Annotated in this window: 23 protein-coding genes; 10 read left to right on the plus strand and 13 right to left on the minus strand. The window is 65.4% G+C overall.

Going from position 1 to position 24,768, the window contains the following annotated elements:
- Positions 1-53: 53 nt before the first annotated feature.
- Positions 54-341, minus strand: a complete 288-nt coding sequence (locus tag IEY49_RS05895; protein WP_308424643.1) for an IPT/TIG domain-containing protein — start codon at positions 339-341, stop codon at positions 54-56.
- A 120-nt stretch (positions 342-461) separates the two neighbouring features.
- Here IEY49_RS05895 and IEY49_RS05900 point away from each other — a divergent pair, with 120 nt between their 5' ends.
- Positions 462-1,451 carry a diacylglycerol/lipid kinase family protein gene (locus IEY49_RS05900; RefSeq protein ID WP_373291860.1) on the plus strand — a complete coding sequence of 330 codons (990 nt, stop codon included), beginning with the start codon at positions 462-464 and terminating at the stop codon, positions 1,449-1,451.
- Positions 1,452-1,629: 178 nt separating this feature from the next.
- Entirely contained in the window at positions 1,630-2,601 is a 972-nt protein-coding gene (locus IEY49_RS05905; protein WP_189005479.1) for a tyrosine-type recombinase/integrase, read from the plus strand.
- A 4-nt stretch (positions 2,602-2,605) separates the two neighbouring features.
- On the opposite strand, the gene lnt is transcribed toward IEY49_RS05905, so the two are convergent.
- Complete coding sequence (gene lnt / locus IEY49_RS05910) at positions 2,606-4,048, minus strand: apolipoprotein N-acyltransferase (RefSeq protein ID WP_189005480.1); 1,443 nt, start codon at positions 4,046-4,048, stop codon at positions 2,606-2,608.
- A gap of 73 nt (positions 4,049-4,121) precedes the next feature.
- Here lnt and IEY49_RS05915 point away from each other — a divergent pair, with 73 nt between their 5' ends.
- Entirely contained in the window at positions 4,122-4,826 is a 705-nt protein-coding gene (locus IEY49_RS05915; protein ID WP_189005481.1) for a metallophosphoesterase family protein, read from the plus strand.
- A gap of 69 nt (positions 4,827-4,895) precedes the next feature.
- Here IEY49_RS05915 and IEY49_RS05920 read toward each other — a convergent pair whose 3' ends face one another.
- Positions 4,896-6,041 (minus strand): alanine--glyoxylate aminotransferase family protein, encoded by a 1,146-nt coding sequence (locus tag IEY49_RS05920; RefSeq protein WP_189005482.1) that lies wholly within the window; start codon positions 6,039-6,041, stop codon positions 4,896-4,898.
- Between the two features lie 135 nt (positions 6,042-6,176).
- Between IEY49_RS05920 and IEY49_RS05925 the strand changes: the two genes are divergently transcribed.
- Genes IEY49_RS05925 through IEY49_RS05945 form a run of 5 tightly spaced genes read left to right on the plus strand, consistent with a single transcriptional unit; the run spans position 6,177 to position 11,040 of the window.
- Complete coding sequence (locus IEY49_RS05925; protein WP_189005484.1) at positions 6,177-6,863, plus strand: HAD family hydrolase; 687 nt, start codon at positions 6,177-6,179, stop codon at positions 6,861-6,863.
- A complete protein-coding gene (locus tag IEY49_RS05930; RefSeq protein ID WP_189005486.1) occupies positions 6,863-7,885 on the plus strand; it encodes a dipeptidase in 1,023 nt (340 codons plus the stop codon). Before IEY49_RS05925 ends, IEY49_RS05930 begins: the two co-directional genes overlap by 1 nt.
- A gap of 55 nt (positions 7,886-7,940) precedes the next feature.
- On the plus strand, positions 7,941-8,816 hold the full coding sequence (locus IEY49_RS05935; RefSeq protein ID WP_189005488.1) for a C40 family peptidase: 876 nt from the start codon (positions 7,941-7,943) through the stop codon (positions 8,814-8,816).
- On the plus strand, positions 8,813-9,850 hold the full coding sequence (locus IEY49_RS05940; protein ID WP_189005490.1) for a dipeptide epimerase: 1,038 nt from the start codon (positions 8,813-8,815) through the stop codon (positions 9,848-9,850). Before IEY49_RS05935 ends, IEY49_RS05940 begins: the two co-directional genes overlap by 4 nt.
- On the plus strand, positions 9,847-11,040 hold the full coding sequence (locus IEY49_RS05945; RefSeq protein ID WP_189005492.1) for a Gfo/Idh/MocA family protein: 1,194 nt from the start codon (positions 9,847-9,849) through the stop codon (positions 11,038-11,040). Before IEY49_RS05940 ends, IEY49_RS05945 begins: the two co-directional genes overlap by 4 nt.
- An 86-nt stretch (positions 11,041-11,126) precedes the next feature.
- Here the strand turns inward: IEY49_RS05945 and IEY49_RS05950 are convergent, their stop codons facing one another.
- The 8 genes from IEY49_RS05950 to fsa all read right to left on the minus strand — a co-directional run bounded on the left by IEY49_RS05950 (position 11,127) and on the right by fsa (position 18,047).
- The gene (locus IEY49_RS05950; RefSeq protein WP_373291854.1) at positions 11,127-11,798 is read right to left on the minus strand and encodes an alpha/beta fold hydrolase; all 672 of its coding nucleotides are present in this window, start codon (positions 11,796-11,798) and stop codon (positions 11,127-11,129) included.
- An 89-nt stretch (positions 11,799-11,887) separates the two neighbouring features.
- The gene (locus IEY49_RS05955; protein ID WP_189005501.1) at positions 11,888-12,634 is read right to left on the minus strand and encodes an alpha/beta fold hydrolase; all 747 of its coding nucleotides are present in this window, start codon (positions 12,632-12,634) and stop codon (positions 11,888-11,890) included.
- A 54-nt stretch (positions 12,635-12,688) separates the two neighbouring features.
- The gene (pdxT, locus tag IEY49_RS05960; RefSeq protein WP_189005503.1) at positions 12,689-13,315 is read right to left on the minus strand and encodes a pyridoxal 5'-phosphate synthase glutaminase subunit PdxT; all 627 of its coding nucleotides are present in this window, start codon (positions 13,313-13,315) and stop codon (positions 12,689-12,691) included.
- Entirely contained in the window at positions 13,305-14,195 is an 891-nt protein-coding gene (gene pdxS, locus IEY49_RS05965) for a pyridoxal 5'-phosphate synthase lyase subunit PdxS (protein ID WP_189005505.1), read from the minus strand. Before pdxS ends, pdxT begins: the two co-directional genes overlap by 11 nt.
- Before the next feature lie 66 nt (positions 14,196-14,261).
- Entirely contained in the window at positions 14,262-14,660 is a 399-nt protein-coding gene (locus tag IEY49_RS05970; protein WP_189005506.1) for a response regulator, read from the minus strand.
- On the minus strand, positions 14,657-16,033 hold the full coding sequence (locus IEY49_RS05975) for a peptidoglycan DD-metalloendopeptidase family protein (RefSeq protein ID WP_189005507.1): 1,377 nt from the start codon (positions 16,031-16,033) through the stop codon (positions 14,657-14,659). Before IEY49_RS05975 ends, IEY49_RS05970 begins: the two co-directional genes overlap by 4 nt.
- A gap of 17 nt (positions 16,034-16,050) precedes the next feature.
- Positions 16,051-17,325, minus strand: a complete 1,275-nt coding sequence (gene rho / locus IEY49_RS05980; protein ID WP_229780663.1) for a transcription termination factor Rho — start codon at positions 17,323-17,325, stop codon at positions 16,051-16,053.
- Positions 17,322-18,047, minus strand: coding sequence for a fructose-6-phosphate aldolase (gene fsa / locus IEY49_RS05985; protein WP_189005508.1), 726 nt, complete (start codon positions 18,045-18,047; stop codon positions 17,322-17,324). Before fsa ends, rho begins: the two co-directional genes overlap by 4 nt.
- Positions 18,048-18,631: 584 nt before the next feature.
- Between fsa and ileS the strand changes: the two genes are divergently transcribed.
- Positions 18,632-21,832, plus strand: coding sequence for an isoleucine--tRNA ligase (gene ileS, locus IEY49_RS05990; RefSeq protein WP_189005509.1), 3,201 nt, complete (start codon positions 18,632-18,634; stop codon positions 21,830-21,832).
- A gap of 55 nt (positions 21,833-21,887) precedes the next feature.
- Here the strand turns inward: ileS and IEY49_RS05995 are convergent, their stop codons facing one another.
- Positions 21,888-22,733 (minus strand): DegV family protein, encoded by an 846-nt coding sequence (locus IEY49_RS05995; protein ID WP_189005510.1) that lies wholly within the window; start codon positions 22,731-22,733, stop codon positions 21,888-21,890.
- A gap of 129 nt (positions 22,734-22,862) precedes the next feature.
- On the opposite strand from IEY49_RS05995, the gene bshA reads away from it, so the two are divergent.
- Entirely contained in the window at positions 22,863-24,017 is a 1,155-nt protein-coding gene (gene bshA / locus IEY49_RS06000) for an N-acetyl-alpha-D-glucosaminyl L-malate synthase BshA (protein WP_189005511.1), read from the plus strand.
- A 137-nt stretch (positions 24,018-24,154) separates the two neighbouring features.
- On the opposite strand, the gene IEY49_RS06005 is transcribed toward bshA, so the two are convergent.
- Entirely contained in the window at positions 24,155-24,724 is a 570-nt protein-coding gene (locus IEY49_RS06005) for a hypothetical protein (protein ID WP_189005513.1), read from the minus strand.
- Positions 24,725-24,768 lie beyond the last annotated feature (44 nt).

The raw sequence follows: 24,768 nt of genomic DNA on the forward strand, positions 1-24,768 counted from the left end.
GGGAAGCGGGCCGCCCCCAATCTCGGGAGGCGACCCTTGTAGTACGGAAAGACTTACTGGCGGACGCTGTAGGGCAGCCCGGTGGACTGCCGGCCTCCAACCTCGACGAACAGCCAGGAGCCGCCCACCGGCGCGTCAGCGGGAATGGTCAGCACGATCTCGGTATCGGACCAGGAACGGACCGCTGCAGCGGGGAATACGAAGCCGCCCTCGCCACGCTCATTGGCCCCCAGGCGGACGCGGCTGGTTGCCGGCCCCCCCAGGTAACGGCCCTGGATGGTCAGGGTTCCGCCGCGGGCAGCAGGTTCAGACAGCTTGATCAGCATGGGGGTCACCGTCACCTGCCGGGACACCTGAGCGGTCGGGGAGCAGGACGCAAGAACACCAGCACACAGTAAAGAAGCAACAAAGAAATGACGCATAGCAACAGCCTCCGTGAACGCAGTCTAATGACCCGTGCGATGACCGGTCAAACACCACCCCCCAGCGAAACACCTGAAATGCCGGATACGTCCGTCACTGAGACCGATCCCCTGACCGGCCGGCGCATCCTCGTCATCCACAACCCCCGCAGTGGTCAGGGCGACAGCCCGCTACCGCTGTTCCTGGACCTGTTGCGGACTGCCGGTGCCGACGTGACCGAGCGTGAACTGGTACCCGACAGCAAGATGACCGATTATGTTCAGGACGTCGAAACCTACGACGCCGTGGTGGCTGCCGGCGGAGACGGAACCGTGAGCAGCCTAGCCTACGCTACCCGGTATAAGAACATTCCTTTGCTGGCATACCCCGCAGGCACCGCCAACCTGATTGCCCAGAACCTGGACCTGCCCAAAACCCCGGAAGAACTTGTGCAGGTCATGCGGGACGGCCACGCGGTGCGGCTGGACCTGGGTGAAATCGAGGTCAAGGGCGAAAGCCGTGGGTTTGCCATGCTGGCTGGAGCCGGCGCAGACGCCGCCATGATCCGCGACAGTGAGGAACTCAAGGAAAAATACGGGGAAATGGCCTACGTGCTGAGCGCCATGAAACAGCTCAACCCGAAGAAGACAACTTTCAAACTGATCGTGGACGGCGAGCCGCGCTCGTTCGAAGGCATCGGCGTGATGGTGGCGAACCTTGGCATGGCCAATTACCGGCTGCCGATCACCAGTGACATCAGTCCGTCCGACGGACGCTTCACGGTGATCCTGCTCAAGGCCGGGAACATTTTCCGGCTGGTGCCCAACATCATCGACTCGGTGCGCGCCAAATTTAATCTGGGCGATCCCATGTTCAGTGGCAACCTGGAAACCTTTGAAGCCCGGCAGGTTCAGGTGGACGCCGACGAACCGTTTCCGCTGCAGTTTGATGGTGAGCTTCACGTGGAAACCACGCCGTTCGTCGCGCGGATCATGCCTGGCGCGGTGCAGTTCCTGACCCCGGTGCGGCGGACCGAGCTCGACACCTGAGCAATGGTCGTTGCCGATAATGTTTTTTCGCCGAGCTCACAGGAGGCCCAGGAAGGGGCCTCCAAAAAGTTTCGAGGGGTACAGGGGGGTCAAATACAGGCAGGTAAAGCTTGAGCCAGGATTCTCTTCTGTGGCTCTCTGTCCGTTCCGTTGATAATGCATGTTATCATCGGAGCACATGTCAACCGATCTGGTTCCTTTTACCGCCGACCGGCTGGGTCAGGCCCGGACCTTCAGCGGCCTGAGCGATGAAGTGCTGAAGGTCCGGGCGGTGACGGCCGCCCGTGACAAGGACTTTACCGAGTTGTGGCCGCTGACCCTGGCGTACCTGACTACCGACACCAGCGGCGGCGTTGCCCTGAGCCCGCATACGCTCCGCGCCTACCGCAAAGGTATAGAGGTGCTGCTGACGCACGCCCGTGAGCACGCCTGGAATCTGTTGCACCCGGGCCGGCGCGACCCGGGGCTGTACGTGGCCGCCCTGAGCAGTTCCGGCCTGAAACCCGCCACGGTGATGGCCAGAGTGGCGGCGGCGGCGGCGCTGTACCGGGCCCTGAGATGGGCAGGCGCCACGGACGCGGACCCGTTTGCCGATGTGAAACGGCCCAAGGACCGCACGCGGGGCATTGTCAAAAATCCGCCCTACCGGGCCGAATTCGTGCAGGCCATGCTGGAGCACGCCGACATTCAGGAACGGGTACTGCTGCTGCTGATGGCCCATGCGGGCCTGCGGATCGCGGAAGCTCTGGCGGTGGAATGGAACCATATGGACCTGCCGCGCCGCCGGCTGCTGGTGGCGCACGGCAAGGGCGACAAGGCCCGGCGCGTGCCCATGAGCGGCATGCTCCGCGAGGCACTTGAGGCCCTGCAGAACGATACCGGTGCCACACCTTCCGGGAGGGTGCTTGCTTTCCGGGCATATTCCACCGCCTATGACCGGCTGCAGAAGCTGGCGCTGAAGACTGGTCGGGAACACGAATTCCGCGGCTTCCACGCTGGCCGCAAATATGCCGGCACTCAGCTGTACGCGGCCACCAAGGACTTTACCCGGGTCGCTGGTTTTCTTGGCCATGAGCAGGTGGACACCACCCGCCGGTACGTGGAAGTCCCCGAAGACGACCTGGACGATATCGTCGAGCACTTTCGCTGAGGCCTCACTGCATGCGTCGGCGTTCGCTCCGCTCGATCAGCACACCGAAAAGGACCATCAGCCCGGCCAGCACCAGGGCCGGCAGGTCGCCAAAACGCTGGTAGGTGGTCTGGCCTTCCAGCAGCCGGTACCGGGCATGAATGACACCCTCTCCCCTATCGAGTGTCCGGCGAGGACGACCCAGATCGTCGATGACGGCCGCAACGCCCTTATTGACGCTGCGCAGCACCCAGCGCCGGTTCTCGATGGCCCGCACGCGCCCCATCATGAAGTGCTGCTGCACGCCCCAGCCGTCATACCAGCCGTCGTTGCTGGCATTGACCAGCACCTGGGCGCCCTTGTTGGAAAGCTGGCGTGCCACCCAGGGAAACACGCTGTCGTAGCAGACATAGGCGCCGTAACGCACGCCGCCCAGGGTCAGAACGCTGAGAGCCTGAGCGGCCGGCACGCTGACGAGGTAGAAGCCAATCTGCTGCTCAATGAGGTTCCACAGCGGCGCCACTTCCTGACGCAGCGGGTAGTACTCGCCGAAGGGCACGGGTCTGGCTTTGTCCGTGCTGCTCAGGACCTTCTTCCCGTCCCAGCTCAATACCCGGTTGGCCCGCTCGTCAACCTCGAAGGCCCAGGCGCCGTACAGACCTCCCGGAGGCGCCTGGCGCAACATTTCCTCGCTCTGGATGGCACTTTCCGACCAGATCACCACCTCTCCAGGCTGCCGGGAGCGCGACAGACGAAGATACTCGGCAAACTGCGCCTCCGGAGAGAGCCGCCTGCTGGCCCGGGCAAAGGTGTCGATGGTGTTGCGCTGCAACAGGGCGCGTCCTTCCGGACCTTCAGCGGGGGTGCGTGTCACGCCGTAGGCCAGCGCCAGAACCCAGACCGCACTCATGGCCAGCAGCGGCACGCGGCGGTCCAGCCAGAAACTCACCAGTGCAGCGGCGGTGCCCGCCACGATTACACTGCCCAGCAAGACCCCACCGAGGTCGGCGACCTGGATCATGGGGGTCGGCAGCAGCGTGTAGCCCAGTGAAGGCCACGGAAAGGCCAGTGGGCCGAGAAAGCGCAGCCATTCCAGACCGACCCACACCCCGGCCAGTACCCACACGCGCGCCAGGGCGCCACGCACCAGCCGGCCAGCCAGCAGCGCAACGGCAGCCAGAAAGGCCCCTTCCAGGGCGTACAGCACCAGAGCCAGAGCCCCGGCCGGGGGAAAGCCAAACAATTTCCCCAGGAACGCGGTCAACCACCACAGGTGGACGGCGCTGTAGGCACTTCCGGCCCACCACATCCTGACGGCCATGGCCCGGGCGCCCAGGGGCTGAGCCACATACAACAGCAGCACTGCCAGCGGCAGCGGCGTGACGAAACTCCACTCCAGCGGCAGGTTGCACAGGGCCAGGACGGCGCCCAGAAGCACGCAGATCAGGGGGACGGGCAGGCGAGGCATCTGGGGCATGATAGTCGTCTCTCTGGGGGGGTAACGCCCCAAAGCTGACAAATTGCTTTAGGATGTGGGCACCTTGCGTCTGGCCTTTATCAGCGACCTTCATGGAAATATCCACGCGTTGACGTCGGTCAAACGCTTCCTCGCGGAGAACCCGGTCAATCAGGTCATCGTGGTGGGCGATATGGTCGGCTACGGCGCCAGCCCAGGCCCGGTCATCGACTTTGTCCGTCGGGAGGGCTGGTCGGTGGCTCTGGGCTCCAGCGACATGCGGGTGGCGATGGAACTCGGAGAGCGTTCCGACCGGCGCGGTGTGGCCGAGCAGGTTCTGACCTGGTCACGCACCATGCTGTCTCCGGATCAGATGGACTTCCTGCGTCGGTTGCCCCCCGGTGGCCGCCTGATGACCCCGGTGGGCCGGGTACGGTACTTTCACGGCAGCCCGCACGATCCCGAACGTCGGGTGGACCTGATGTCCAGCGAGCGAGACCTGGAAACGCTGGCCGAGGAACTGGGGGCGCGGGTGGTGGTCGTGGCGGGAACCCACGTTCCGTTTGTGCGCGTTGTTGGCGAGACCACGTTCGTCGATCCCGGCAGCGTGGGGCTGTCACTGAACCATGAGCCCGGCGCGGACGTGGCCATCGTGGATTGCGTGGGCCGCAAGCCGAAGGTCACCCTGCACAAGGTCACCTACGACTTTGCATCCAGTGCGTTTGACATCATGGCCTGGAACCTGCCGCCGGTGATTGCCGACGTGATCCGAACTGGCCGGATGGCCTGAACAGCTCAACGCAGTTTTAAACAGGAATGAGGGGGCGGCGTGTGGTCCGCCCCCTCGCAGCGGTGGGCCCTAAGCCAGCACGCCGTGGACTGCCTCGTCGAAGCGTCCGGCGAGACCACGTTCGCCCAGCAGGTCCTCCAGGGCCACCATCAGGGCGCGGTACGGAGCAGGGTGTGCACTTTCACCCATCAGCCCCAGACGCCAGATCACGCCAGCGGTCGGTCCCAGGCCGCCGGTCACGCTGATCTCGCGGCGGCGCAGGGCCTGCCGGATTCCCGCATCGTCAAAGCCGTCCGGGAGGCGCAGGGCCAGCACGGTGGGCAGGCGATCCTTCGGGCGCTGAACGTAATGGCTGAAACCCAGCGGTGAGAGCGTCTGCGTGATGGCCTGCCCCAGCTGGGCCACCCGGCGCTGGCGCTGGACCAGGCCTTCTTCCAGCGCGGCGCGCAGGGCTGCGTGAAAGGCGAAGTGCAGGTTGACCGGCACAGTGTGGTGGTAGGTGTGGTCTACCCAGTAGTCGCGCAGGCCTTCGAGGTCGCAGTACCACAGCGGCGCTTTCGTCCGCCTTGCCGCGAAGCGGGCAAAGGCACGTTCACTGACGGCGATGGGCGCCAGCCCTGGAGGCGCCGACAGACATTTCTGGGCGCCGGTATACGCGTAATCCACGCCCCACTCGGCCATATGAAACGGCTCCATCCCCGCCGTGGTCACGGCATCGACGGTCAGCAGGGCGCCACTGCCGCGCACCAGTTCGGCAATCTTCGGAACAGGGTTGAGCACCCCGGTGCTGGTCTCCCCATGCACTACTGCCACCATATTCACGCCGTCGAGTTGCGCTGCCACATCCTCCGGGCAGATCGCTTCCCCCAGAGGCGCCGTCACCAGCCGGACGTGGGCGCCATAACGGGCGGCCATCTCGGCCATACGGCTGCCGAAGCTGCCGTTGGCGCACACCAGCACCTCGTCGCCCGCCTCGACCAGATTGGCAAAACCCGCCTCCATGCCGAGGCTGCCGGTTCCGGCCAGCAGAGCGGTAAACGCCTCTGGCTCTGTGCCGTACATCACCCGGAGGTCAGCCTGAATTTCGCTGTTCAGGGCGAAGACCTCAGGGTCCATGTGACCCAGCATGGGGCGGATCAGGGCCTGCTGCGCGCGGGGGTGAATTGGTGTGGGGCCAGGAGTCAGGAGAATGTGCTCGGGGTGCGGCTCGAACATGAACCCATGCTAGGGGCCCGGGGCCAATCTGGCAATTTTATTGCTAGACATTCACGAATTTTCCGAAGTGAAGCAATCCTGTTGCGCAGAGAGTGCAGATTACGGCGGCTTTATAAACAGGGGCCGGACGGTAGTATGTCGCGCATGGCTTCTTTCCCATCTTCCCCGCGTCTGCGCGCGGTGCTGTTTGACCGTGACGACACCATCGCCTACACCGATCCACAGGTCTACCGCGAAGCGGCAGTCTGGGCCGCCGGGCGCTTCGGGCTGGACGCACAGGTGGTCGGGGAAGCGCTGGCGGCCCAGTGGCAGGCCCGGGCGCTGAGCTGGTGGGACCTGCGCACCCACGAGGAAGAAGCAGACTTCTGGATGACATACGGTCTGGAACTCACCGGTCGGCTGGGCCTGCCCGGGTCAGCTGCCACCGAATTCATGGAAGCCTATCCCTACGAGCGGTACATGAAGCCCGTGGCCGGGGCACGCGAAGTGCTGGAAGAACTGCGCACGCGTGGCCTGAGAATCGGGGTGTTGAGCAATACCCTGCCCAGCATCGACCGCACGCTTCAGGCCCTGGACCTACACGACCTGGTGGATGTGGCACTCGCCACCTGCGTCATCGGCGCCCATAAGCCGGACGCTGGTGCCTACGCCCATGCGCTGGAGGCCCTGGGGGTGTCGCCCCACGAGGTGCTGTTTGTGGATGACAGGATCGAGAACGTGGAAGCAGCCCGGCAGCTCGGGATGGAGGCGGCCCTGATCGACCTGCGGGGTCAGGACCCCCAGGCCATCCACGACCTGCGTGCCGTCCTGGAGCTGGTCTGATGCAGGTCTCTCCCGGACTGCTGATCGACGGCCACCTGGACCTCGCCATGAACGCCCTGAATGGCCGGGATCTGACCCTTCCCCTCGAGACGCTGCGCGCAGCCGACCCGGTGGAAGGACAGACGGCCACTGTGTCGTTTCCGGAACTGCGTCAGGCCGGAACGCGCGTGTGTCTGGGCACGCTCTTTGCCATGCCCCGCAACGCAGAGGCGCCGGACGGCTACACGGACGCCGCAGGCGCGCGGCGCCAGGCCCTGGCCCAGCTGGACCAGTACCGCCGCTGGGAGGATCAGGGGCACATTACGCTGCTCGCGGACGCCCAGGCGGTGGCGGCGCATCTGATGGCGGCTGATGCGCCGCTGGGCGTGGTGCTGCTGATGGAGGGCGCCGACCCTGTCCGCGACGAACATGACCTCAGCTTCTGGATGGAGGCCGGGGTCAGGATCATTGGTCCCGCGTGGGGCGCCACCCGCTACGCCGGGGGCACCGGGGCGCCGGGTCCGCTGACCGCGGCAGGAATGGCCCTGGTCACGGCGATGCGTGATCTCGGCCTGACTGTCGATACCTCTCATCTGGATGACGCGGCGTTCTGGGACGTGGTGGAGATCGGCCCGCGCCTGATTGCGTCACACTCGAATGCCCGGGCGAAAATGGCGCGGCCGGACGGCAGGCCGGCGAGCAACCGCCACCTGAGTGACGAGATGGCCCGCGCGGTGGCGGCGGCCGGCGGCGTGGTGGGGCTGGTGTACCTCAGCAGTTTTCTGCAGCCCGGCTGGAATCCTGGCGACGTGCGGGCCCCGCTGGAAGTGCTCGCGGACCATGCCCGGCACTACGCGGAGCTGATTGGCTGGGACCGGGTGGTGCTGGGCACCGATATGGACGGGGGGTACGGGCAGCAGAAATGCCCGGCTGGAGTTGACCGCTATGCGGACGTGCCACGGCTGCTGGACCTGCTCCCTGAAGAGGTACGGGCCGGCGTAGGCGGGGGCAACTGGGCGCGCTGGCTGAGCAGCTGCCTCTGATTCGCGGGCACCGCTTCCGGGGCCTCGCTGGCCAAACTGCTCTAGGCTGGAGAGCATGACCATCACGCTGCCCGACCGCCGCAACCACGCCTTCGATCCGGACGTCCATGTGGCCGAGGAGGCGCTGCGCGGTCAGTTGCCGGAAGGCCAGTGGCGGTATGTGGCACCCCGGCCCATGTGGGCGGCGCAGCGCCTCAGCCTGCGCTCCGGGCCTGACGTCCGGGGTTCCCAGGTGACGGAGGCCCTGGCGGGGGAGCCGCTGCAACTGCTGTGGGAAAACGCCGAGGGCTGGGCCCATGTCCGCACCCTGCACGACCGGTACCTGGGATGGGCCCGGATGACTGAGCTGGTGCACCAGCCACCCCAGGGCGAAAGCCTGCGGGTCACGGCGCTGCGGGGCCACGCGTTCGCCGGGCCCAAGGTCAGCCAGCCGGTGCTGGCCGAACTGGCTTATGGGGCGCGGGTGTTCCGCACCGGTGGAGAAGTGGTGGAGGAAGGACGCCGCCGCTGGCAGCCCGTTGAACTGCCGGATGGCCGCGGTGCCTGGGTCCAGGAGGTGGTCCTCGCGCCACCCAAAGAGGCCGACCCGGTCGCATTTGCCCTGCGCTTCCTGGAGGCGCCCTATCTTTGGGGCGGGCGAAGCGCCTGGGGTCTGGACTGCAGCGGGCTGACCCAGACGGTGTATGCGGCGTGCGGCCATGATCTGCCCAGGGACGCCGATCAGCAGCAGCAGGTTCTGACCCCGGTCGAGACTCCCTTGCCGGGGGATCTGGCGTTCTTTCCAGGGCATGTGGGCCTGATGATTGACGCCCGGCGCATGATTCATGCCAATGCCACCCACATGTCCGTGACCATCGAAACCCTGGGCGAAGGCGACTACGGGGCCAGGCTTCAGGCCAGCTGCACCGGATTCGGCCGGTGGCCGGGATGAGCGCCGGGGCGCCGATGGTGACCTGGGAAACGCTGGAACTGCACACCGCTCAGCCGTTCGGGATTGCGCGGTGGACCCACAGCGTGTACCCGCGCACCTTTGTCACGCTGAGCCAGGGAGGCCTGAGCGGCCAGGGAGAGGCGGCTCCCAATGCGTTTTATGGCGAGACCCGCGGCACGGTGGAGGCCGTGCTGCCGCTGCTGGCAGAGGCGCTGACCGATCCCTGGGACTGGGACGGGCTGCACGCGGCCATGGGGACACGCATGCCACACGACCATCCGAGTGTGAAATGCGCCCTGGAGATGGCAGCCGTCGAGTGGTGTGCGCAGGCGGCGGGGGTGCCGGTCTGGCGGCTGCTTGGCCTGTCGCCAGCGCCGCTGCCGGAAAGCAGTTACACCGTCAGCCTTGCTCCTCTCCCTGATATGCGGCGCCAGGCCCGTGAGGCGGTTGGGCGCGGGCACGGGGTGCTGAAGGTCAAGCTCGGCACCGGACAGGACGAGGACATCCTTGAAGCGCTGCGCGAGGAGGCCCCCGAGGTGGCGTTGCGGGTGGATGCCAACGCGGCCTGGACCCGGGCCCGGGCCAAACGGATGCTGGGGCTGCTGGAGGCCGCGAGGGTGGAATTCGTGGAGCAGCCGCTGGCAGCAGGAGACCTGGAGGGTCACGCCATGCTGCGCGCGGTCTCCCCTGTGCCGATCGTGGCCGACGAGAGCCTGCACCACGTGAGCGACGTCGTGGCGCTGGCCCAGGCCTTCGACGGGGTCAATCTGAAGCTGGCCAAGCTGGGAGGGCCGCTTCAGACGCTGCGTGCTCTGCGGCTGGCCCGGGCCCATGGATTGCAGGTCATGATGGGCTGCATGATCGAAAGCAGCCTGGGGATCGCCGCAGCTGCCCACCTGGCTGGCCTGTGCGAATGGGCTGACCTGGACGGTGCGCTTCTGCTGGCCGACGATCCATACGCCGGACTGAACTGGACGGCTGGATGCCTGGCACGGCCGGAAGATGCTGGCTGGGGAGTCGCCCGGCAGACATGACGGTCCGGGTCGCCATCATTGGCTGCGGCAACCGCGGCGCTGACGTGTACGCCAGCCACCTGGGGCACCAGGGCGTACAGATCACACATCTGGTGGAGCCCCGGCCAGGGCGGCTGTGGGAGGTGGCGGGGCGGTACGGGGTGGCCCCTGAGGCGTGCTTCGCGACCTGGAACTCTTTTTTCGCGCTGGGCCGCGTCGCTGACGCGGTGGTCATCGCCACTCCCGACGACGCCCATGTGGAGCCGTGCCTGAAGGCGCTTTCACTTGGCTACGACGTGCTGCTGGAGAAACCGGTCTGTCTCAGTCCACATGAGCTTCCGCTGCTGCTGGCCGCCGAAGCGGTCTCGACGGGGCGGGTCACGGTGTGTCATGTGCTGCGGGCCACCCCGTTTTTCCAGGAGATCCGCGCCGTGCTGGACTCGGGTGCTCTGGGCCAACTGGTGGGTATCCAGCATGCCGAGAATGTGGCGTACTGGCACTATGCTCATTCGTACGTGCGCGGCAACTGGCGCGCCTCGCCGCCAGCGGCACCCTTTGTGCTGGCCAAGAGCGGCCATGACCTGGATCTGCTGCGCTGGTTTGCTGGAGCGCCGCCACGGACGGTCCGGAGTGTAGGAGGGCTGCACCATTTCACGCCGGCCAACGCGCCTGCGGGTGCCTCCGACCGGTGCGTCACCTGCCCGGTTCATGCCTGTCCGTACGATGCCCGGGGCATCTATACGACTCGTTCGGCAGACCGGTGGCCAGTGACGGTGCTGACGGCCGGCGGGATCTCTCTTGAAGAAGCGCTGGAATCAGGGCCATATGGGCAATGCGTTTATCTGGGTCTCAACAATGTTGCCGACCACCAGGCTGTGACGGTCACCTTCGCCAACGGTGTGGTGGCCCAGCTGACGGTCAGTGCGTTCACTCACAACAATACCCGGACCCTCAAACTGCTTGGGAGCCATGGCGAGCTCCGGGGGCACATGGAACGCGGCGAGCTGGAACTGCACGACTTCCGCACTCGTGAGCCGCGGATCTGGAACGTACCTGTGGCCGGGATTCACGGTGGTGGAGATACGGCGCTGGTCGCCGCGTGGCTGGCCTTTTTGAGGGGTGAACAGGGAGTGCCGACCCCACTGCACGAGTCGCTGGATTCACACCGGATTGCATTTATGGCAGAAGAACAGAGAATGTCGGCTCTTTGAGGGCCGGGCAGGTGCATCGTTCCTAGGATACTATCAAGTGAAAGTATTCACGATATAACGTGATTGTGAATTTCCGGTTTCTTCTCTCACTTCTCGACTTCTTTGAGAAAATCAAGGGTAAATCGCGAAACCGCGCGAGGATGGCTGTCTGTCAGGGCGTGGGTTCCACCTCTAATCTCACGCACCACCGCATCAGGGATAGCGTCACAGATAGCGTTCACGGTCCAGGTCTGGATTACACGGTCACTCAGACCATTCAGAAGCAGCGTCGGCACGCGGATATGCGGCAACAGCGGGCCGGTATCATGTCTGCCCTGGTTTTGCGAGAGCCGGTACATCAGATTGACGCCGCTGCGCATGTAGGCACGGATTCCTGGCAGCATCAGCCCAGCGCGTTCACGGGGCAGGTCGCGCATCAGGCGCAGCAGCTGTACGGTCACACTGGGATTCTCAGGAATCCCGGTGGGTGCACACGCTACCAGCGCCGACGCGAGGTGCGGGTACCTCGCAGCCAGGTCGAAGATCACCTCTGCCCCAAGCGAATGTCCGAACAGCGGCGTGCCCTGCAGCTGACGGATATCGAGCCACGCGGCCAGATGGTCGGTCAGGTCCTCGATGACGCGAGGAAAATCCGGGCGCCCCTGGCTGTGGCCGTGGCCCGGTGGATCATAGACATAGACCGTCCGGCCCCGCGAGAGCTCGCGGGAAACGCGGATATACATCCAGGAAGCGCATCCCAGACCAGGAACGATTACCACAGGCGGCCCACTCCCACGAACCCAGGCGTGAGTCCACAGCCCCCTGACCCAGGTGAACTGTGCATGCCCCGGGACAGCAGCCGGACACCTCAAACCGCTTCACTTTCTTTCATAAACGAAAGCACCAGGCGATTAAACGCTGCCGGAGCGTCAACCATCACCACATGCCCGGCACGCGGAATCTCGTGGTATTTGGCGCCAGGTATCGCCGCAGCCAGCGTCCGCCCGAGGGCAACCGGCACCAGCACGTCGCGGGTGCCCCAGATCACCAGCGTGCGCGCACTGACCTGGGGGAGCAGATCTTGAACACTGTCGCGCAGAAGGTCGCTGGCCCCGTGCCAGAGGTTCATCGGGCCGGCGCGCAGAGCGTCAGCCATGATGCGCGGCACGAATGAGGGCCGGCCCACCAGCATGGCGTGAGGCAGTCTCAGGGCCGCCCGCGTGGGTGACGTTTTCAGCAGACCACTGGCACAGGCCAGCACCAGGCGGTCCACCCGTTCCGGCAGCAGGGCTGCCACCCGCAGGGCGATATGCCCGCCCATGGAGTGGCCGACCAGCGTCACCTCTACCAGGTCCTCGGCGACCAGCCAGTCGGCAATCAGCCGGGAGGCGGCCTGCACGCTCAGGGCCCGCTGGCGCCACGCCCGGCCATAACCGGCGAGATCCAGCACAAACACCTGATGTTCCTGTGACAGTGCAGGGACGTTGTGCCGCCACCAGCGGCTGGAGCCGCTCAATCCGTGAATCAGGACCACCGGCGGTCCGACACCGGTCTTCTGAATGTGCAGTGTGGCCTGAGCGGCCTGGAAGGTCTGAATCTGCACGCCGCCCAGCATAACGGGACGCCCCGCCTGGCGTCAGGCGGGGCAAACCTTTAGATCCTGCGGCTCTCAGGTCGTTGACGCAGGCTGCTGAAGGGTTTCTCGGACCAGGTCCAGGAACAGGGCATGAATTCGCGCATCGAGGGTCAATTCCGGGTGAAAGGCACTTGCCAACACGCGACCCTGACGGACCATCACCACCTGTCCGGCATGCTCAGCCAGGGGCTGCACGTCAGGGCCCAGGTCGGTCAGCACCGGCGCCCGGATAAACAGGGCCTCGAACGGGGCCTCCAGCCCGTCCACAGCCAGAGGAACGCAAAACGAGTCCACCTGGCGCCCGAAAGCGTTGCGGCGCACGTTGACATCCAGCAGGCCCAGACTGTCCTGATGGCCACCGAACTGGGGTGGCGCGCCCTCGACCTCCCGCGCCAGCAGAATGGCCCCGGCACAGGTGCCCCAGAGGGCTCTGCCCCCGGCATGAAATTCACGCAAGGGGCCCCACAGTCCGAAGTCGCCGAGCAGCCGCGCCATGCTGGTGCTTTCACCGCCCGGCATGACCAGAGCGTCAAGGCCTTCAAGATCCGCCGGTAGCCGGACCTCTCGGACCTGGGCACCCAGACCTTCTAGGCGCTGCCGGTGCTCGCGAAAGGCGCCCTGGACGGCCAGGACGCCTATTTTAAGGGGTTTACCAGCCACGGCTGGCGAGGCGCTCGGCGGGGATCAGGTCATCGATGTTGATGCCGGTCATGGGGGCACCAAGGTCCTCACTGATCTCGGCCAGCACGTCCGGGTTGTTGTGATGCGTCACGGCCTTCACGATGGCGTGGGCGCGGCGCTCGGGGTTGTCGCTCTTGAAGATGCCGCTACCGACGAACACGCCGTCGAGACCCAGGTACATCATGAGCGCGGCGTCCGCCGGGGTGGCCACGCCTCCTGCGGCGAAGTTCACGACCGGAAGGCGGCCATGCTGGTGGACGTACTTGACCAGCTCATAGGGCGCCTGCAGGTCGCGGGCGGTGGTCATCAGTTCCTCGGCGGGCTTGGCCTGGATGGCGCGGATCTCGCCCAGAACGGTGCGGGCATGGCGGACTGCCTCAACGACGTTGCCGGTGCCGGCCTCGCCTTTGGTGCGGATCATGCTCGCGCCTTCGCCCACGCGGCGCAGCGCTTCACCGAGGTTCTTGGCGCCGCAGACGAACGGCACCTTGAATTCGCTTTTCAGGATGTGAAACTGCTCGTCGGCGGGGGTGAGCACTTCGGACTCGTCGATGAAGTCCACACCCAGGGCCTGCAGGATCTGGGCTTCGATCACGTGCCCGATGCGCACCTTGGCCATCACCGGTATGGTCACGGCGCCAATGATCTCCTTGATCATCTTGGGGTCGCTCATGCGCGCCACGCCGCCGTCTTGCCGGATGTCGGCCGGCACGCGCTCCAGGGCCATCACAGCCGTCGCGCCGGCCGCTTCCGCGATGCGGGCCTGGTCTGCTGTGACGACGTCCATGATCACGCCGCCTTTGAACATCTCGGCGAAGCCCTGCTTCAGTTGGGGGGTACCACTCTGGTGCTCAGTCATGCACGCACCATAGCCCCGAACTGACCCCTTGACCAGGGCCAGAAACGATCAACCAAAGGGGTCAGTTCAGGAATGGCCTTCATCACTGGACGCCAGGACCGCCACGATACGCTCGACGAGCTGTGAGGGCCTGAAGGGTTTGACCAGGTACTGGGCACGGACATGGGCACCCAGCTCCGGCAGAGGTTCCTGCCGTGTCAGTCCCGACAGGAAGATCACCGGCGGTGTCGCTGCTCCCAGTTCCCGGTGCAGGGCCCGCACCGATTCGAACCCGTCCCATGGAGACATCAGCACGTCCATCACGATGACGTCATAGGTCTCCTGACAGCAGCGCTCCACGGCCTCGGGCCCACTCGCGGCACAGCTCACCCGGAAGCCCTGCATGGACAGGGTCAGTTCCAGAAGTTCGAGAATCTGGGCCTCGTCGTCCACCACCAGCAGGTGCGTTTCGGCCCGGGATTTCATGGCAGCAGAGCCAGGGGGTCGACGGTCTGGCCGCCGAGACGGATCTCGAAGTGCAGGTGGGGACCGGTGCACACACCAGTGCAGCCGATGTACCCCAGCAGTTCGCCCTGCCGCACCTGCTGACCCTCAGCCACTGCCGTCCGGCTCATGTGGCCGTAGATCAGGGTGCTGTCGCCGCTGACTGTATAGACATTCAGGCCGTAGGCACCGTATCCACTCTGCGTGACCGTGCCGTCGGACGCCGAGTAGATGGGCGTGCCAACTGGCGCGGCCAGATCGATGCCGCCGTGAAAAACCTGCTCGTGGAAGGGAATATCCCGTTCAGCGTAGCGGCTGGTCAGGCGGTAGGACTTCATGGGCCAGGCCAGTGTATGTCCGCCCGCGCTGCTGGCAGTCCGCACATTGGGCTGAGTCGGGCTGGCCTGCGCTGTGGGTTGCTGCTCCGCCTTCTGTCTGGCCTGGGCCAGGGCCACCTCATACTGCACCTGCCGTTCGTAAGCCTCTTTGCGCCGCTGGCGCTCCGGGCTGTTCTTCCAGGCCAGGTAGGCCTCGTAGCGCTCCTGGCGTTCGTATTTCTCCAGGAGCTGTTGACGCCTGCGTTCGGCCTTCCAGGCCAGAAAACGCTGGTACTGTGCCTGTTTGCGCCGGACCGCCTCGGCTTTGCGCTCGGCGGCCTGACGTGCCAGCAGGGTCTTCTGGAATCCATCTGCGCGGACGTCGGGCAGCAGCAGTTCGTCGCCGACGCGCAGTGCCCCGGGCAGCACGCCGTTGGCTTCCACCGTTCTCAGCAGGTCCGCGCCGTAGCCGGCGATCAGCGACCAGGCGTTCTGACCGGGCTTGATTCGCACCAGCAGGCCGCGGGGACCAGTCGGAATGTTCAGGGTGTCCCCAGCCCGCACCTGACTCAGGCTGGTCAGGTTGAGGTTCACGCCCAGGAGGTCCACCACACCGAGTCCGAAGCGGCCCGCGATTGAGGCCAGCGAATCACCGGCCGTGACACGGTAGGTCTGAATCGATGGAGGCCGGACCGGCGCACGTTCCACCGCCGGCTCAGGCAGAAGCACGCGGACCAGGCGTCCGGGACCGGTGTCGCGCGGCAGGAAAGCCGCCGCACCCTGGGAGACGCCGTAGCGGGCTGCGACCGTCCTGAGGGGCACCCGACCACTGGTGACCACCAGGACCGACGTGCCTCCCTGGGTAGGTTGCAGGGTGACGTCGGGTGCAGGCTGCAGCAGAGCGTCTGCAGCAGGAAACAGGCCCGACAGGGGTGCGGGAAGCTCGGCGACTCCCTGGCTCTGGGCACCACCGAAGGCAAACAGGCTGAACGTCAGGACGTGGCGTGCGGCCATGCCGGCAAAAAAAGCAAACTTCATTCGGTGTGTGGAACTCCTTAACCGCCGGCCAGGGCCTGCAGAAACTCGACGTTGTTGCGGGTCTTGCCCATGCGCGACAGCAGCATTTCCATGGCGTCCGCCGGGTCCATGTCGCTGATCACCTTACGCAGCAGCCACATCTTCTTGAGGACCTCGGGCTGCAGCAGCAACTCCTCGCGACGGGTGCCGCTCTTGAGGATGTCCAGCGCCGGGAAGATCCGGCGTTCTTCCAGACGGCGCGACAGGACCAGTTCGGCGTTGCCGGTGCCCTTGAACTCCTCGAAAATCACGTCGTCCATGCGGCTGCCGGTTTCCACGAGGGCCGTGGCCAGGATGGTCAGGCTGCCGCCCTCACGGATGTTGCGTGCCGCCCCCAGGAAACGCTTGGGCCAGTGCAACGCGTTGCTGTCCAGACCGCCCGACAGGGTCCGGCCGGTTGGAGGCGTCACCAGGTTGTTGGCACGGGCCAGACGGGTGATCGAGTCAAGCAGAATCACCACGTGCCCGCCGTCCTCCACGATGCGCCGGGCGCGCTCGTGCACGAACTCGGCCACACGGACATGGTGCTGCGGGGGCTCGTCGAAGGTCGAGGCGATGACCTGGGCACCCTGGACGCTTTCACGGAAGTCGGTCACTTCTTCGGGACGCTCGTCGACCAGTAACACCATCACGGTGACGTCGGGGTAGTTCTTGACAATCGAGTTGGCAATCTTCTTGAGCAGCGTGGTTTTTCCGGCCTTGGGCGGGGCGACGATCAGGGCGCGCTGGCCCCGTCCGATCGGCACCAGCAGGTCCACAACACGCAGGCTGAGCGTGTCGTCGGTGCCGGGATCTTCCAGCACGAGCTGGGCGTCGGGAAAGGTGGGGGTCAGGTCGTCGAAGCGCGGACGGCGGCGGGCAGCTTCGGGGTCAAGGCCGTTGACCGCTTCGACGCGCACCAGCGAGCCGTAGCGTTCGTTCTCGCGTGGGCGGCGGGCGCGGCCGATGACCTGGTCACCTGTGCGCAGGTGAAACTGCTTGATGATTCCAGCCGTGACCAGCACACTGCGGCTCTGGGGATCGAGCAGGTCGGCCTGCAGAAAACCGTAGCCGTCGGGACTGATTTCCAGGTACCCGCGTGCCAGGATCTGCCCTTCAGCATCCGCCTGATGTTCCATGATGGCCAGCGCCAGGGCGTCTTTTTTCAGCTTGCGGTAGTTCTCGATGCCGTAACCGGCGGCAATCAGGTGTAGTTCTGGCAGAATTTTCTGTTGAAGTTCGTGATACGGCAGGGCGGACATGGGCTCGGTCACTTCTTCTGGCCTCCCTGGGCGTCCACGCCGCCGGTCTGTGGATTGCTGCCCGCTTCACTGGGAGGTGTATGCGCGTCAGCCCCCGCACGTTTGGCCCAGTCCTTCATGAAGCCGTCGAGGCCGGCCTGGGTGAGGGGATGCTTGATCATCTGGGTAAAGACCTTATACGGAATGGTCGCCACATCCGCTCCCGCCAGTGCCGACTGCACCACATGCGTCGGATGCCGGATGCTCGCCGCCAGCACCTTGGTCTCCAGTCCTGCAAGCACATACGCTTCCTTGATCTGCCGGATCAATTCCACGCCGTCCCACCCGATGTCGTCCACCCGCCCCGCAAACGGACTGATGTACGTCGCCCCCGCCCGTGCCGCCAGCAGCGCCTGCGGCACACTGAAGCACAAGGTCACGTTGGTTTTGATCCCGGCGTCCGTCAGCGCCTTACAGGCCTGCAACCCGGCCGGGGTGAGGGGGAGTTTCACGACGACGTGTTCACTCCACGCGGCCACTTCTTTGCCTTCGCGGATCATGCCTTCGGCGTCCAGGGCGGTGACCTCGGCGCTGATGGCGCCGCCGACCAGTTCAGAGATTTCCTGCACCACTTCGCGGAAGTCGCGGCCCGAGGCCACGATCAGACTGGGGTTGGTCGTGACGCCTGAGAGCACGCCCCAGGCGTTGATTTCCCGGATCTCGTCCACGATCGCCGTGTCAATAAAAAATTCCATGTGTCTTGTCCTCCCGGTCAGCGGGGGCGCGGGGCACACTGCGGCTCTCCCCTGCCCCCCTGTTCATGAATCAGCATACCCCGCATGAAGCGGGACAGGCGCCTGCCCCTGTTGACTATGCCGGGTACAGCCGCATTGACCGCCTGCGCCTGCCGGCCTACCATGAACAGCAACCCCGCGCAGGGGTCAAACATTCAAGACGACCGAGAGGACAGTAGGGCCGGACAGCAGGCACGAGCGAGTCAGGGGTGGTGGAAGCCTGACGCCCAGCACCGGAATTCCGAAGATCACCTCCCGCGCCGGCGGAAGAACGGCCTCAGGCCCAGTAGACCCGCCCGTACGCCCCACGACAGAGGGCCTTGCAACGAGGCCGGCCCAGGTGCCGGCGAAGTTGGGTGGTACCACGCGCACTAACCTGCCGCGTCCCAGCATCTGCTAGGGCGCGGCTGTTTTTTGGCTTGAAAGGAGGGCCACGGTGCAAAGACAACTCGACCGGTTCCGGCGTCCTGTCGAGCTGGCCCTGACCCGAATTTTATACAGCTGACCCGCCTGTTCACCCTTTCCCACGTCCTTCAGGAGTCCCTATGACCGTAACCCCCAAACCCCCGATGTTCGGAACCGTCCCAACCAATCCCAGTTTTCCGGAACTGGAATTGCAGACGCTGCGCTGGTGGCAGGAGCGCCGCATCTTCGAGCGCAGCCTGGAGCAGACCGCCGACGGCCCGCGTTTCACCTTCTACGAGGGTCCACCCACCGCCAACGGCATGCCCGGCATTCACCACGTCGAGGCGCGTAGCCTCAAGGACTTGTTTCCGCGCTTCAAGACCATGCAGGGCTACTACGTGGGCCGCAAGGCGGGCTGGGACACGCACGGGCTGCCGGTCGAGATCGCGGTGGAAAAAAAGCTCGGCCTGAACACCAAGCGTGAAGTTGAAGCGTACGGGATCGACAAGTTCAACGCTCAGTGCCGCGAGACGGTCTTCGAGTACGAGCAGGAGTGGCGCCGCTTCACCGAGCGCATGGCGTACTGGGTGGACCTGGACCGGCCCTACATGACGCTGCAGCGCAACTACATCGAATCGATCTGGTGGAGCGTGCAGCAACTGGACCAGAAAGGACTGCTGTACAAGGGTTTCCGTGTGGCGCCCTACTGTCCCAAGGACGGCACGACCCTGTCCAACGCGGAGGTCAGCGAGGGCTACAAGGACATCCAGGACCCCAGCGTGTACGTACCCTTCGTCCTGAAGGACCCGGGGGCTCTGGGGCTGCCGGCTGACACAGCGTTCCTGGTGTGGACGACCACGCCCTGGACGCTGCCGTACAACGTGGGCGTGGCGGTCCACCCGGACCTGGAGTATGTCGCTGCCCGGGACAAGGAAGGCCGCGTGCTGATCCTGGCCGCGAGTCTGCGCGCCGAGGTGCTGGGCGAGGACGCCGAGGTCGTGAAGAGCTTCCGTGGAAACGAGCTGGAGCGGGTGCCATACGAGCCCCTGTTTACCGAGGCCTACGAGACCGAGGGCGAAGGCAAGGCGGTGTGGATGTCGGGGCTGGACACCTATGTCTCGGACAAGGACGGCACCGGCCTGGTGCACACCGCGCCGGCCTTCGGTGAGGACGACATGCGGCTGGCGCGCAACTACGGGTTCCCGGTGATCGTGGGGGTGGACAGCGAGGGCAAGCACCGGTTCGGGCCGTGGAAGGGCGTGTTCTTCCGCGACGCCAACACCGAGATCGTGCGTGACCTGCGCGCGCGAGGGCTGATGTGGAAGGAGAAGAACTTCCTGCACTCGTACCCGCACTGCTGGCGCTGCGGCACCCCGCTGATGTACTACGCCACCGAGAGCTGGTACCTGAACAACACCCGCCTCAAAGGCCGCCTGATCGAGCTGAACGGCACCATCGACTGGCACCCGGCACACATCCGCACCGGGCGTTACGGCGGCTGGCTGGAAAACCTGATCGACTGGAACATCAGCCGCAGCCGCTACTGGGGCACGCCGCTGCCGGTCTGGGAGGCCGAGGACGGCGAGTACCGCGTCGTGGGCAGTTACGCCGAACTGGCCGAGCTGAGCGGCCGGACCGAGGTGACCGGCGAGGACTTCGATCCGCACCGGCCCTACGTGGACGACATCACGTTCGAGGTGGATGGTAAGACCTTCCGCCGCGTGCCGTACGTGATGGACGTGTGGTACGACTCGGGCTCCATGCCGTTCGCGCAGCACCACTATCCCTTCGAGAACCGGGAACTGTTCGAGCAGGGCGGCTTCCCGGCGGACTACATCAGTGAGGCCATCGACCAGACCCGCGGGTGGTTTAACTCGCTGCACCAGATCGGCACCATGGTGTTCGACTCGGTGGCCTACAAGTCGGTGATCTGCGCCGGGCACTTCCTGGACGAGAAGGGCCAGAAGATGAGCAAGTCCAAGGGAAACATCCTCGACCCCTGGGAGGTGTTCAACACCTACGGCGCGGACGCCGCGCGCTGGTACACCTACGTGTCCGCACCGCCGGAGCTGTCGCGCCGGGTGGGGCTGAATGTCATCGGCGAGGCCTTCCGCAGCTACTTCATGACGCTGTGGAACACGTACTCCTTCTTCGTGCTGTATGCCAACCTGGACCAGCCGGACCTGCGCGCGGCCCCGCCGGTCGAGGAGCGGCCCGAGGTGGACCGCTGGCTCGTCGCCAAGGTGCAGGCGCTGGTGGGCACCGTCACAGCCGCACTGGACAGCTACGACCCCACGGGATCGAGCCGGGCGCTCCAGGACTTTGTGGTCGAGGACCTCAGCAACTGGTACGTGAGACGCAATCGTCGGCGCTTCTGGAGTGGAGACGGGCAGGTGGACCTCAGCGCCTACGCCACGCTCCACTACGCGCTGGTGACAGTCACGCAGTTGACCGCTCCGTTCACGCCGTTCCTGGCCGAGTCGCTGTATCAGAATCTGGTCCGCAGCGTGACTCCGGACGCGCCCGAAAGCGTGCATCTGGGCACCTGGCCGCAGGTGAACGAGGCCCTCAGCGCGCCGGAACTGGTCGGCGAGATGGACGCGGTGCTGCGCGTGGTGTCACTGGGCCGTGCGGTACGCGGGCAGACGGGCATGCGCCAGCGTCAGCCGCTGCCCAAAGTGATGCTGCGCGCCCGCACATCCGAACAGACGGCGGCCCTGGGGCGCTTTGCCGAGCAGATCAAGGAGGAACTGAACGTCAAGGAGGTCGAGCTGCTTGACCAGTACGCCGAGCTGGTGAGCTACCAGCTACGGCCGAACCTGCCGCTGCTGGGCAAGAAGTTCGGCAAGGCGGTGCCGCAGGTTCGGGCAGCGCTGCAGGAGGCCGACGCTTCCGAGGTCGCCCGTTTCGTGCGCGACGGCAAGTTCTTTGAGGTCGTCGCTCCGACCGGCGAGCGCTTCGAACTGGGGCCCGACGAGGTGCTGGTGGACGCCCGTTCTCCCGAAGGCTTTGCGGCGCAGGAGGAAGCAGGCTACCTGGTGGCCTTCGATACGCAGCTGACCCGCGAGCTGGAGCTTGAAGGGCTTGCCCGCGACCTGGTGCGCGGCATCCAGGACGGCCGCAAGAAGGCCGGGTTCGAAGTGTCCGACCGGATCACGCTGCATCTGGACCTGACCGGCGACACCCGTGAGGCGGCCGAGGTCTGGCAGGAGTACCTGATGAGCGAAACCCTGACCGAGGCGCTGGTCTTCGGCGTGGCCGAGGGCTTCGCCGCAGAGGTCGAGGGTGGCACGGCGTACCTGGAACGGCTGGACCGCGACGGGTCCGTGGCGGGCGCCTGAACGCTTCAGCCAAGGGGAAAGGGGCGCCAGCTGGCGCCCCCTTTTTTCGATTCACTCAGCCGTGGTAGGGCCGCACCAGCACACCGAAGGTCCCCGGACCGACGTGGGCCCCGATCACCGGACCCAGGAGCAGGGCACGCCCCTGCTTGATGTTTAGCCCACTGCGGCTGACCGCACCCTGCAGTTCAGAGATGCGGGCCACATCGCGCCCGGCGTGAACGATGGTTACGGAGACCGGCCTGTTCCCGAAGCGCTGCACTGCGTTGGCCAGCATGTCCGGAAGAACCTGTGGGGCCTTGAGGCGCTTGACCACGCTGAGCTTGCCCTGATCGAAGTGCAGCACCGGACGCAGGTTAAGCATGTTGCCGACCACCTGCTGCGCCCGGCCGATCCGTCCGCTGCGGCGCAGGTATTCCAGAGACGCCACGCTGAAGTCGGTGGACATCTCCGTGCGGATGGCATGGACCAGCTGTTCGGCCTGCTCCATGCTCTGGCCCGCGTCCAGGGCTGCGCGGGCCGCCAGGGCCACCTCGGCCAGGGGCGCCGTGGTCAGGAGGCTGTCCACCACCCGCACGCGCGTGGGCTCAGGCAGGCGGCTGACGGCTTCACGGGCGTGACGCACGGTCTCCGAGAGTTCGCCGGAAATGTGTACGCTGAAGACGGCCTCATGCGTCTCCAGCAGACCCCGGTAATGCTGCTCGAAAAAATCGGCGCTGGGCGGCTCTGTGGTGGCCTGACCACCCGAACGCAGGTGGTCGTACACGGCGTCGGGGTCGATCTCCTGCCAGTCGAGAAAGCTGCGCCCACCGATCTGAACCGTCAGGGGAATCACTTCGATGCCGTAGGTCTGGGCCGCCTCCGGGGACAAATCGCTGGTGGAGTCGGTGAGCACGGCAATCATGACCTCAACCTAGATGGACCACAGACGCACTTCCGTGAGCTTCCTTACGCCCTGGGGGGCGTATGACGCCCCCTGGACGGCTGGGCTTGACATGCGGCTGACCGCTACAGAGTTCTATACTTCGCAACCATGACGCCTGGATTTCCCCCACAAGACGGCCTGAAGATCGCAGTGCTGTGTCACGCGAGCGCCGGGGGCTCCGGGGTGGTCGCGACCGAACTCGGGCTGATGGTCGCCCGCGCAGGGCATGAGGTCCATTTTGTGGGCTCAGCGCAACCCTTCCGGCTGGCCGGTGCCGGTGGAATGACCGGTCCCTATTTCCATCAGGTGGGGGGCTTCGCCTACGCCCTGTTCGACCAGCCATATCCGGAGCTGGCGGCGGCCAACACCCTGACCGAGGTCATCCTCGAGCATGGCGTGGAACTCTCGCACGCGCATTACGCGATTCCGCACGCGAGTGCGGCGCTGCATGCCCGCAGCGTCAGCGGGAAGACACGCGTCATCACCACCCTGCACGGCACCGACGTGACCCTGGTGGGCGCCGAACCGGCCTTCCGCCACACCACGCGCTACGCCATCGAGCGGTCTGACCATGTCACGGCGGTGTCGTCGTTCCTGGCAAACCAGACCCGCGAGGTCTTCGGGACCGATCGTGAGATCGAGGTTATTCACAACTTCGTCGACAGTACCCGCTTTGTGCGCATCACCGATCCTGCGGTGCGCGCCCGCTTTGCGCATCCGGATGAGGCCCTGCTGGTGCATGTCAGCAACTTCAGGGCCGTAAAGCGCCCGGAGGACGTCGTTCAGGTCTTCGCACGGGTGGCCAGTGAGATTCCAGCCCGTCTGCTGATGATCGGGGACGGTCCGGAGCGTCCCCGCGCCTTTGAACTTGCCCAACAACTGGGCGTCATCGGACGGACCCACTTCCTCGGCTCGTTTCCAGATGTCCAGACCATCCTGGGCATCAGTGATCTCTTCCTGCTGCCCAGCAGCAACGAGAGTTTCGGGCTGGCGGCCCTGGAGGCCATGAGTTGCGAGGTCCCGGTGGTGGCTGCCCGTGCAGGTGGCGTGCCCGAGGTGGTGGAGGACGGTGTTACCGGCTTCCTCTCCCCCGTGGCGGACGTAGACCACATGGCGGACCGGGCCCTACAGATCCTGCGCGACCGTGACGTGTATACCCGCATGGCCCAGGCCGCCCGGCAAGCGGCAGTCAACAGGTTTCCCCCAGAGCTGATCGTGCCACAGTACCTGAACGCCTATCACCGGACGGTCGCGGGCCAATAAGCGTTACCAGGCTGGCATGCAATTGAGCCCCTCTATTAAGTGAATAGTTTCACGATATAACCCACTCGTGAAATGATTACTCGCTTCTTGCATTAGCGAAGAAAAAAGGGCCCCGGCCCTTCATTCACCTATCGTCCTTATCGGTTCAACCGGACGGTCACGCCGATATCTGCGGCAAATGGCCTGAGACTGACTGCTCTTCCGACATCGACCAGGAATGCGTTCCATCCCCGCTTGACCTGGGCCACGTACCCCTTGTTGGCCTTGACGGTGACGTCCCCGTTGACCCACACGATAAACAGGGTGGATCGTCCCGCCTGGGCAGCCACCTCTCTGAGCGGCTCGGCGTCATCGCGGCGACCGTTGTTGTTCAGGTCGCGGTAGGTGAAGAATCGCAACTCCGCGGACTGGACCTGTCCACTCACAGCAACCGGGTCAATCACACCCGGCCAGGACACGTTCTGTGGCGTGAGGGCCACCTGTGCCCGCGCCGTAGGAGCAGCGATGGGGATTTCCATGCTGAAGCGGTTGCCCTGCACTGGTACACCGACGATTTCCTGGACCGGCTGACCGAATGGACTGACCACCCAGCCGCTGACCCGGGTGTCGGCAGTGACTGTTCCGTCCACCGTACCGGACACGATCAGGGCCGAGGCCTGCGTGGCCAGCAGGCCCAGCATCAGGGAAAGGACGTGACGAGTCTTCATGTCTCCAGTGTACGGGTCTGACTGACGGCGATATGACTCCACAT

This window comes from Deinococcus malanensis (assembly GCF_014647655.1).
Classification (GTDB): Bacteria; Deinococcota; Deinococci; order Deinococcales; family Deinococcaceae; genus Deinococcus; species Deinococcus malanensis.

What these genes read in the sequence shown, in the direction of transcription:
- IEY49_RS05900 (WP_373291860.1), top strand. Translation starts at nt 462, where the DNA reads ATGACCGGTCAAACACCACCCCCCAGCGAAACACCTGAAATGCCGGAT.
- IEY49_RS05905 (WP_189005479.1), top strand. Translation starts at nt 1,630, where the DNA reads ATGTCAACCGATCTGGTTCCTTTTACCGCCGACCGGCTGGGTCAGGCC.
- lnt (WP_189005480.1), bottom strand. Translation starts at nt 4,048, where the DNA reads ATGCCTCGCCTGCCCGTCCCCCTGATCTGCGTGCTTCTGGGCGCCGTC.
- IEY49_RS05920 (WP_189005482.1), bottom strand. Translation starts at nt 6,041, where the DNA reads ATGTTCGAGCCGCACCCCGAGCACATTCTCCTGACTCCTGGCCCCACA.
- IEY49_RS05925 (WP_189005484.1), top strand. Translation starts at nt 6,177, where the DNA reads ATGTCGCGCATGGCTTCTTTCCCATCTTCCCCGCGTCTGCGCGCGGTG.
- IEY49_RS05930 (WP_189005486.1), top strand. Translation starts at nt 6,863, where the DNA reads ATGCAGGTCTCTCCCGGACTGCTGATCGACGGCCACCTGGACCTCGCC.
- IEY49_RS05935 (WP_189005488.1), top strand. Translation starts at nt 7,941, where the DNA reads ATGACCATCACGCTGCCCGACCGCCGCAACCACGCCTTCGATCCGGAC.
- IEY49_RS05940 (WP_189005490.1), top strand. Translation starts at nt 8,813, where the DNA reads ATGAGCGCCGGGGCGCCGATGGTGACCTGGGAAACGCTGGAACTGCAC.
- IEY49_RS05945 (WP_189005492.1), top strand. Translation starts at nt 9,847, where the DNA reads ATGACGGTCCGGGTCGCCATCATTGGCTGCGGCAACCGCGGCGCTGAC.
- IEY49_RS05955 (WP_189005501.1), bottom strand. Translation starts at nt 12,634, where the DNA reads ATGCTGGGCGGCGTGCAGATTCAGACCTTCCAGGCCGCTCAGGCCACA.
- pdxS (WP_189005505.1), bottom strand. Translation starts at nt 14,195, where the DNA reads ATGACTGAGCACCAGAGTGGTACCCCCCAACTGAAGCAGGGCTTCGCC.
- IEY49_RS05970 (WP_189005506.1), bottom strand. Translation starts at nt 14,660, where the DNA reads ATGAAATCCCGGGCCGAAACGCACCTGCTGGTGGTGGACGACGAGGCC.
- IEY49_RS05975 (WP_189005507.1), bottom strand. Translation starts at nt 16,033, where the DNA reads ATGAAGTTTGCTTTTTTTGCCGGCATGGCCGCACGCCACGTCCTGACG.
- fsa (WP_189005508.1), bottom strand. Translation starts at nt 18,047, where the DNA reads ATGGAATTTTTTATTGACACGGCGATCGTGGACGAGATCCGGGAAATC.
- ileS (WP_189005509.1), top strand. Translation starts at nt 18,632, where the DNA reads ATGACCGTAACCCCCAAACCCCCGATGTTCGGAACCGTCCCAACCAAT.
- IEY49_RS05995 (WP_189005510.1), bottom strand. Translation starts at nt 22,733, where the DNA reads ATGATTGCCGTGCTCACCGACTCCACCAGCGATTTGTCCCCGGAGGCG.
- bshA (WP_189005511.1), top strand. Translation starts at nt 22,863, where the DNA reads ATGACGCCTGGATTTCCCCCACAAGACGGCCTGAAGATCGCAGTGCTG.
- IEY49_RS06005 (WP_189005513.1), bottom strand. Translation starts at nt 24,724, where the DNA reads ATGAAGACTCGTCACGTCCTTTCCCTGATGCTGGGCCTGCTGGCCACG.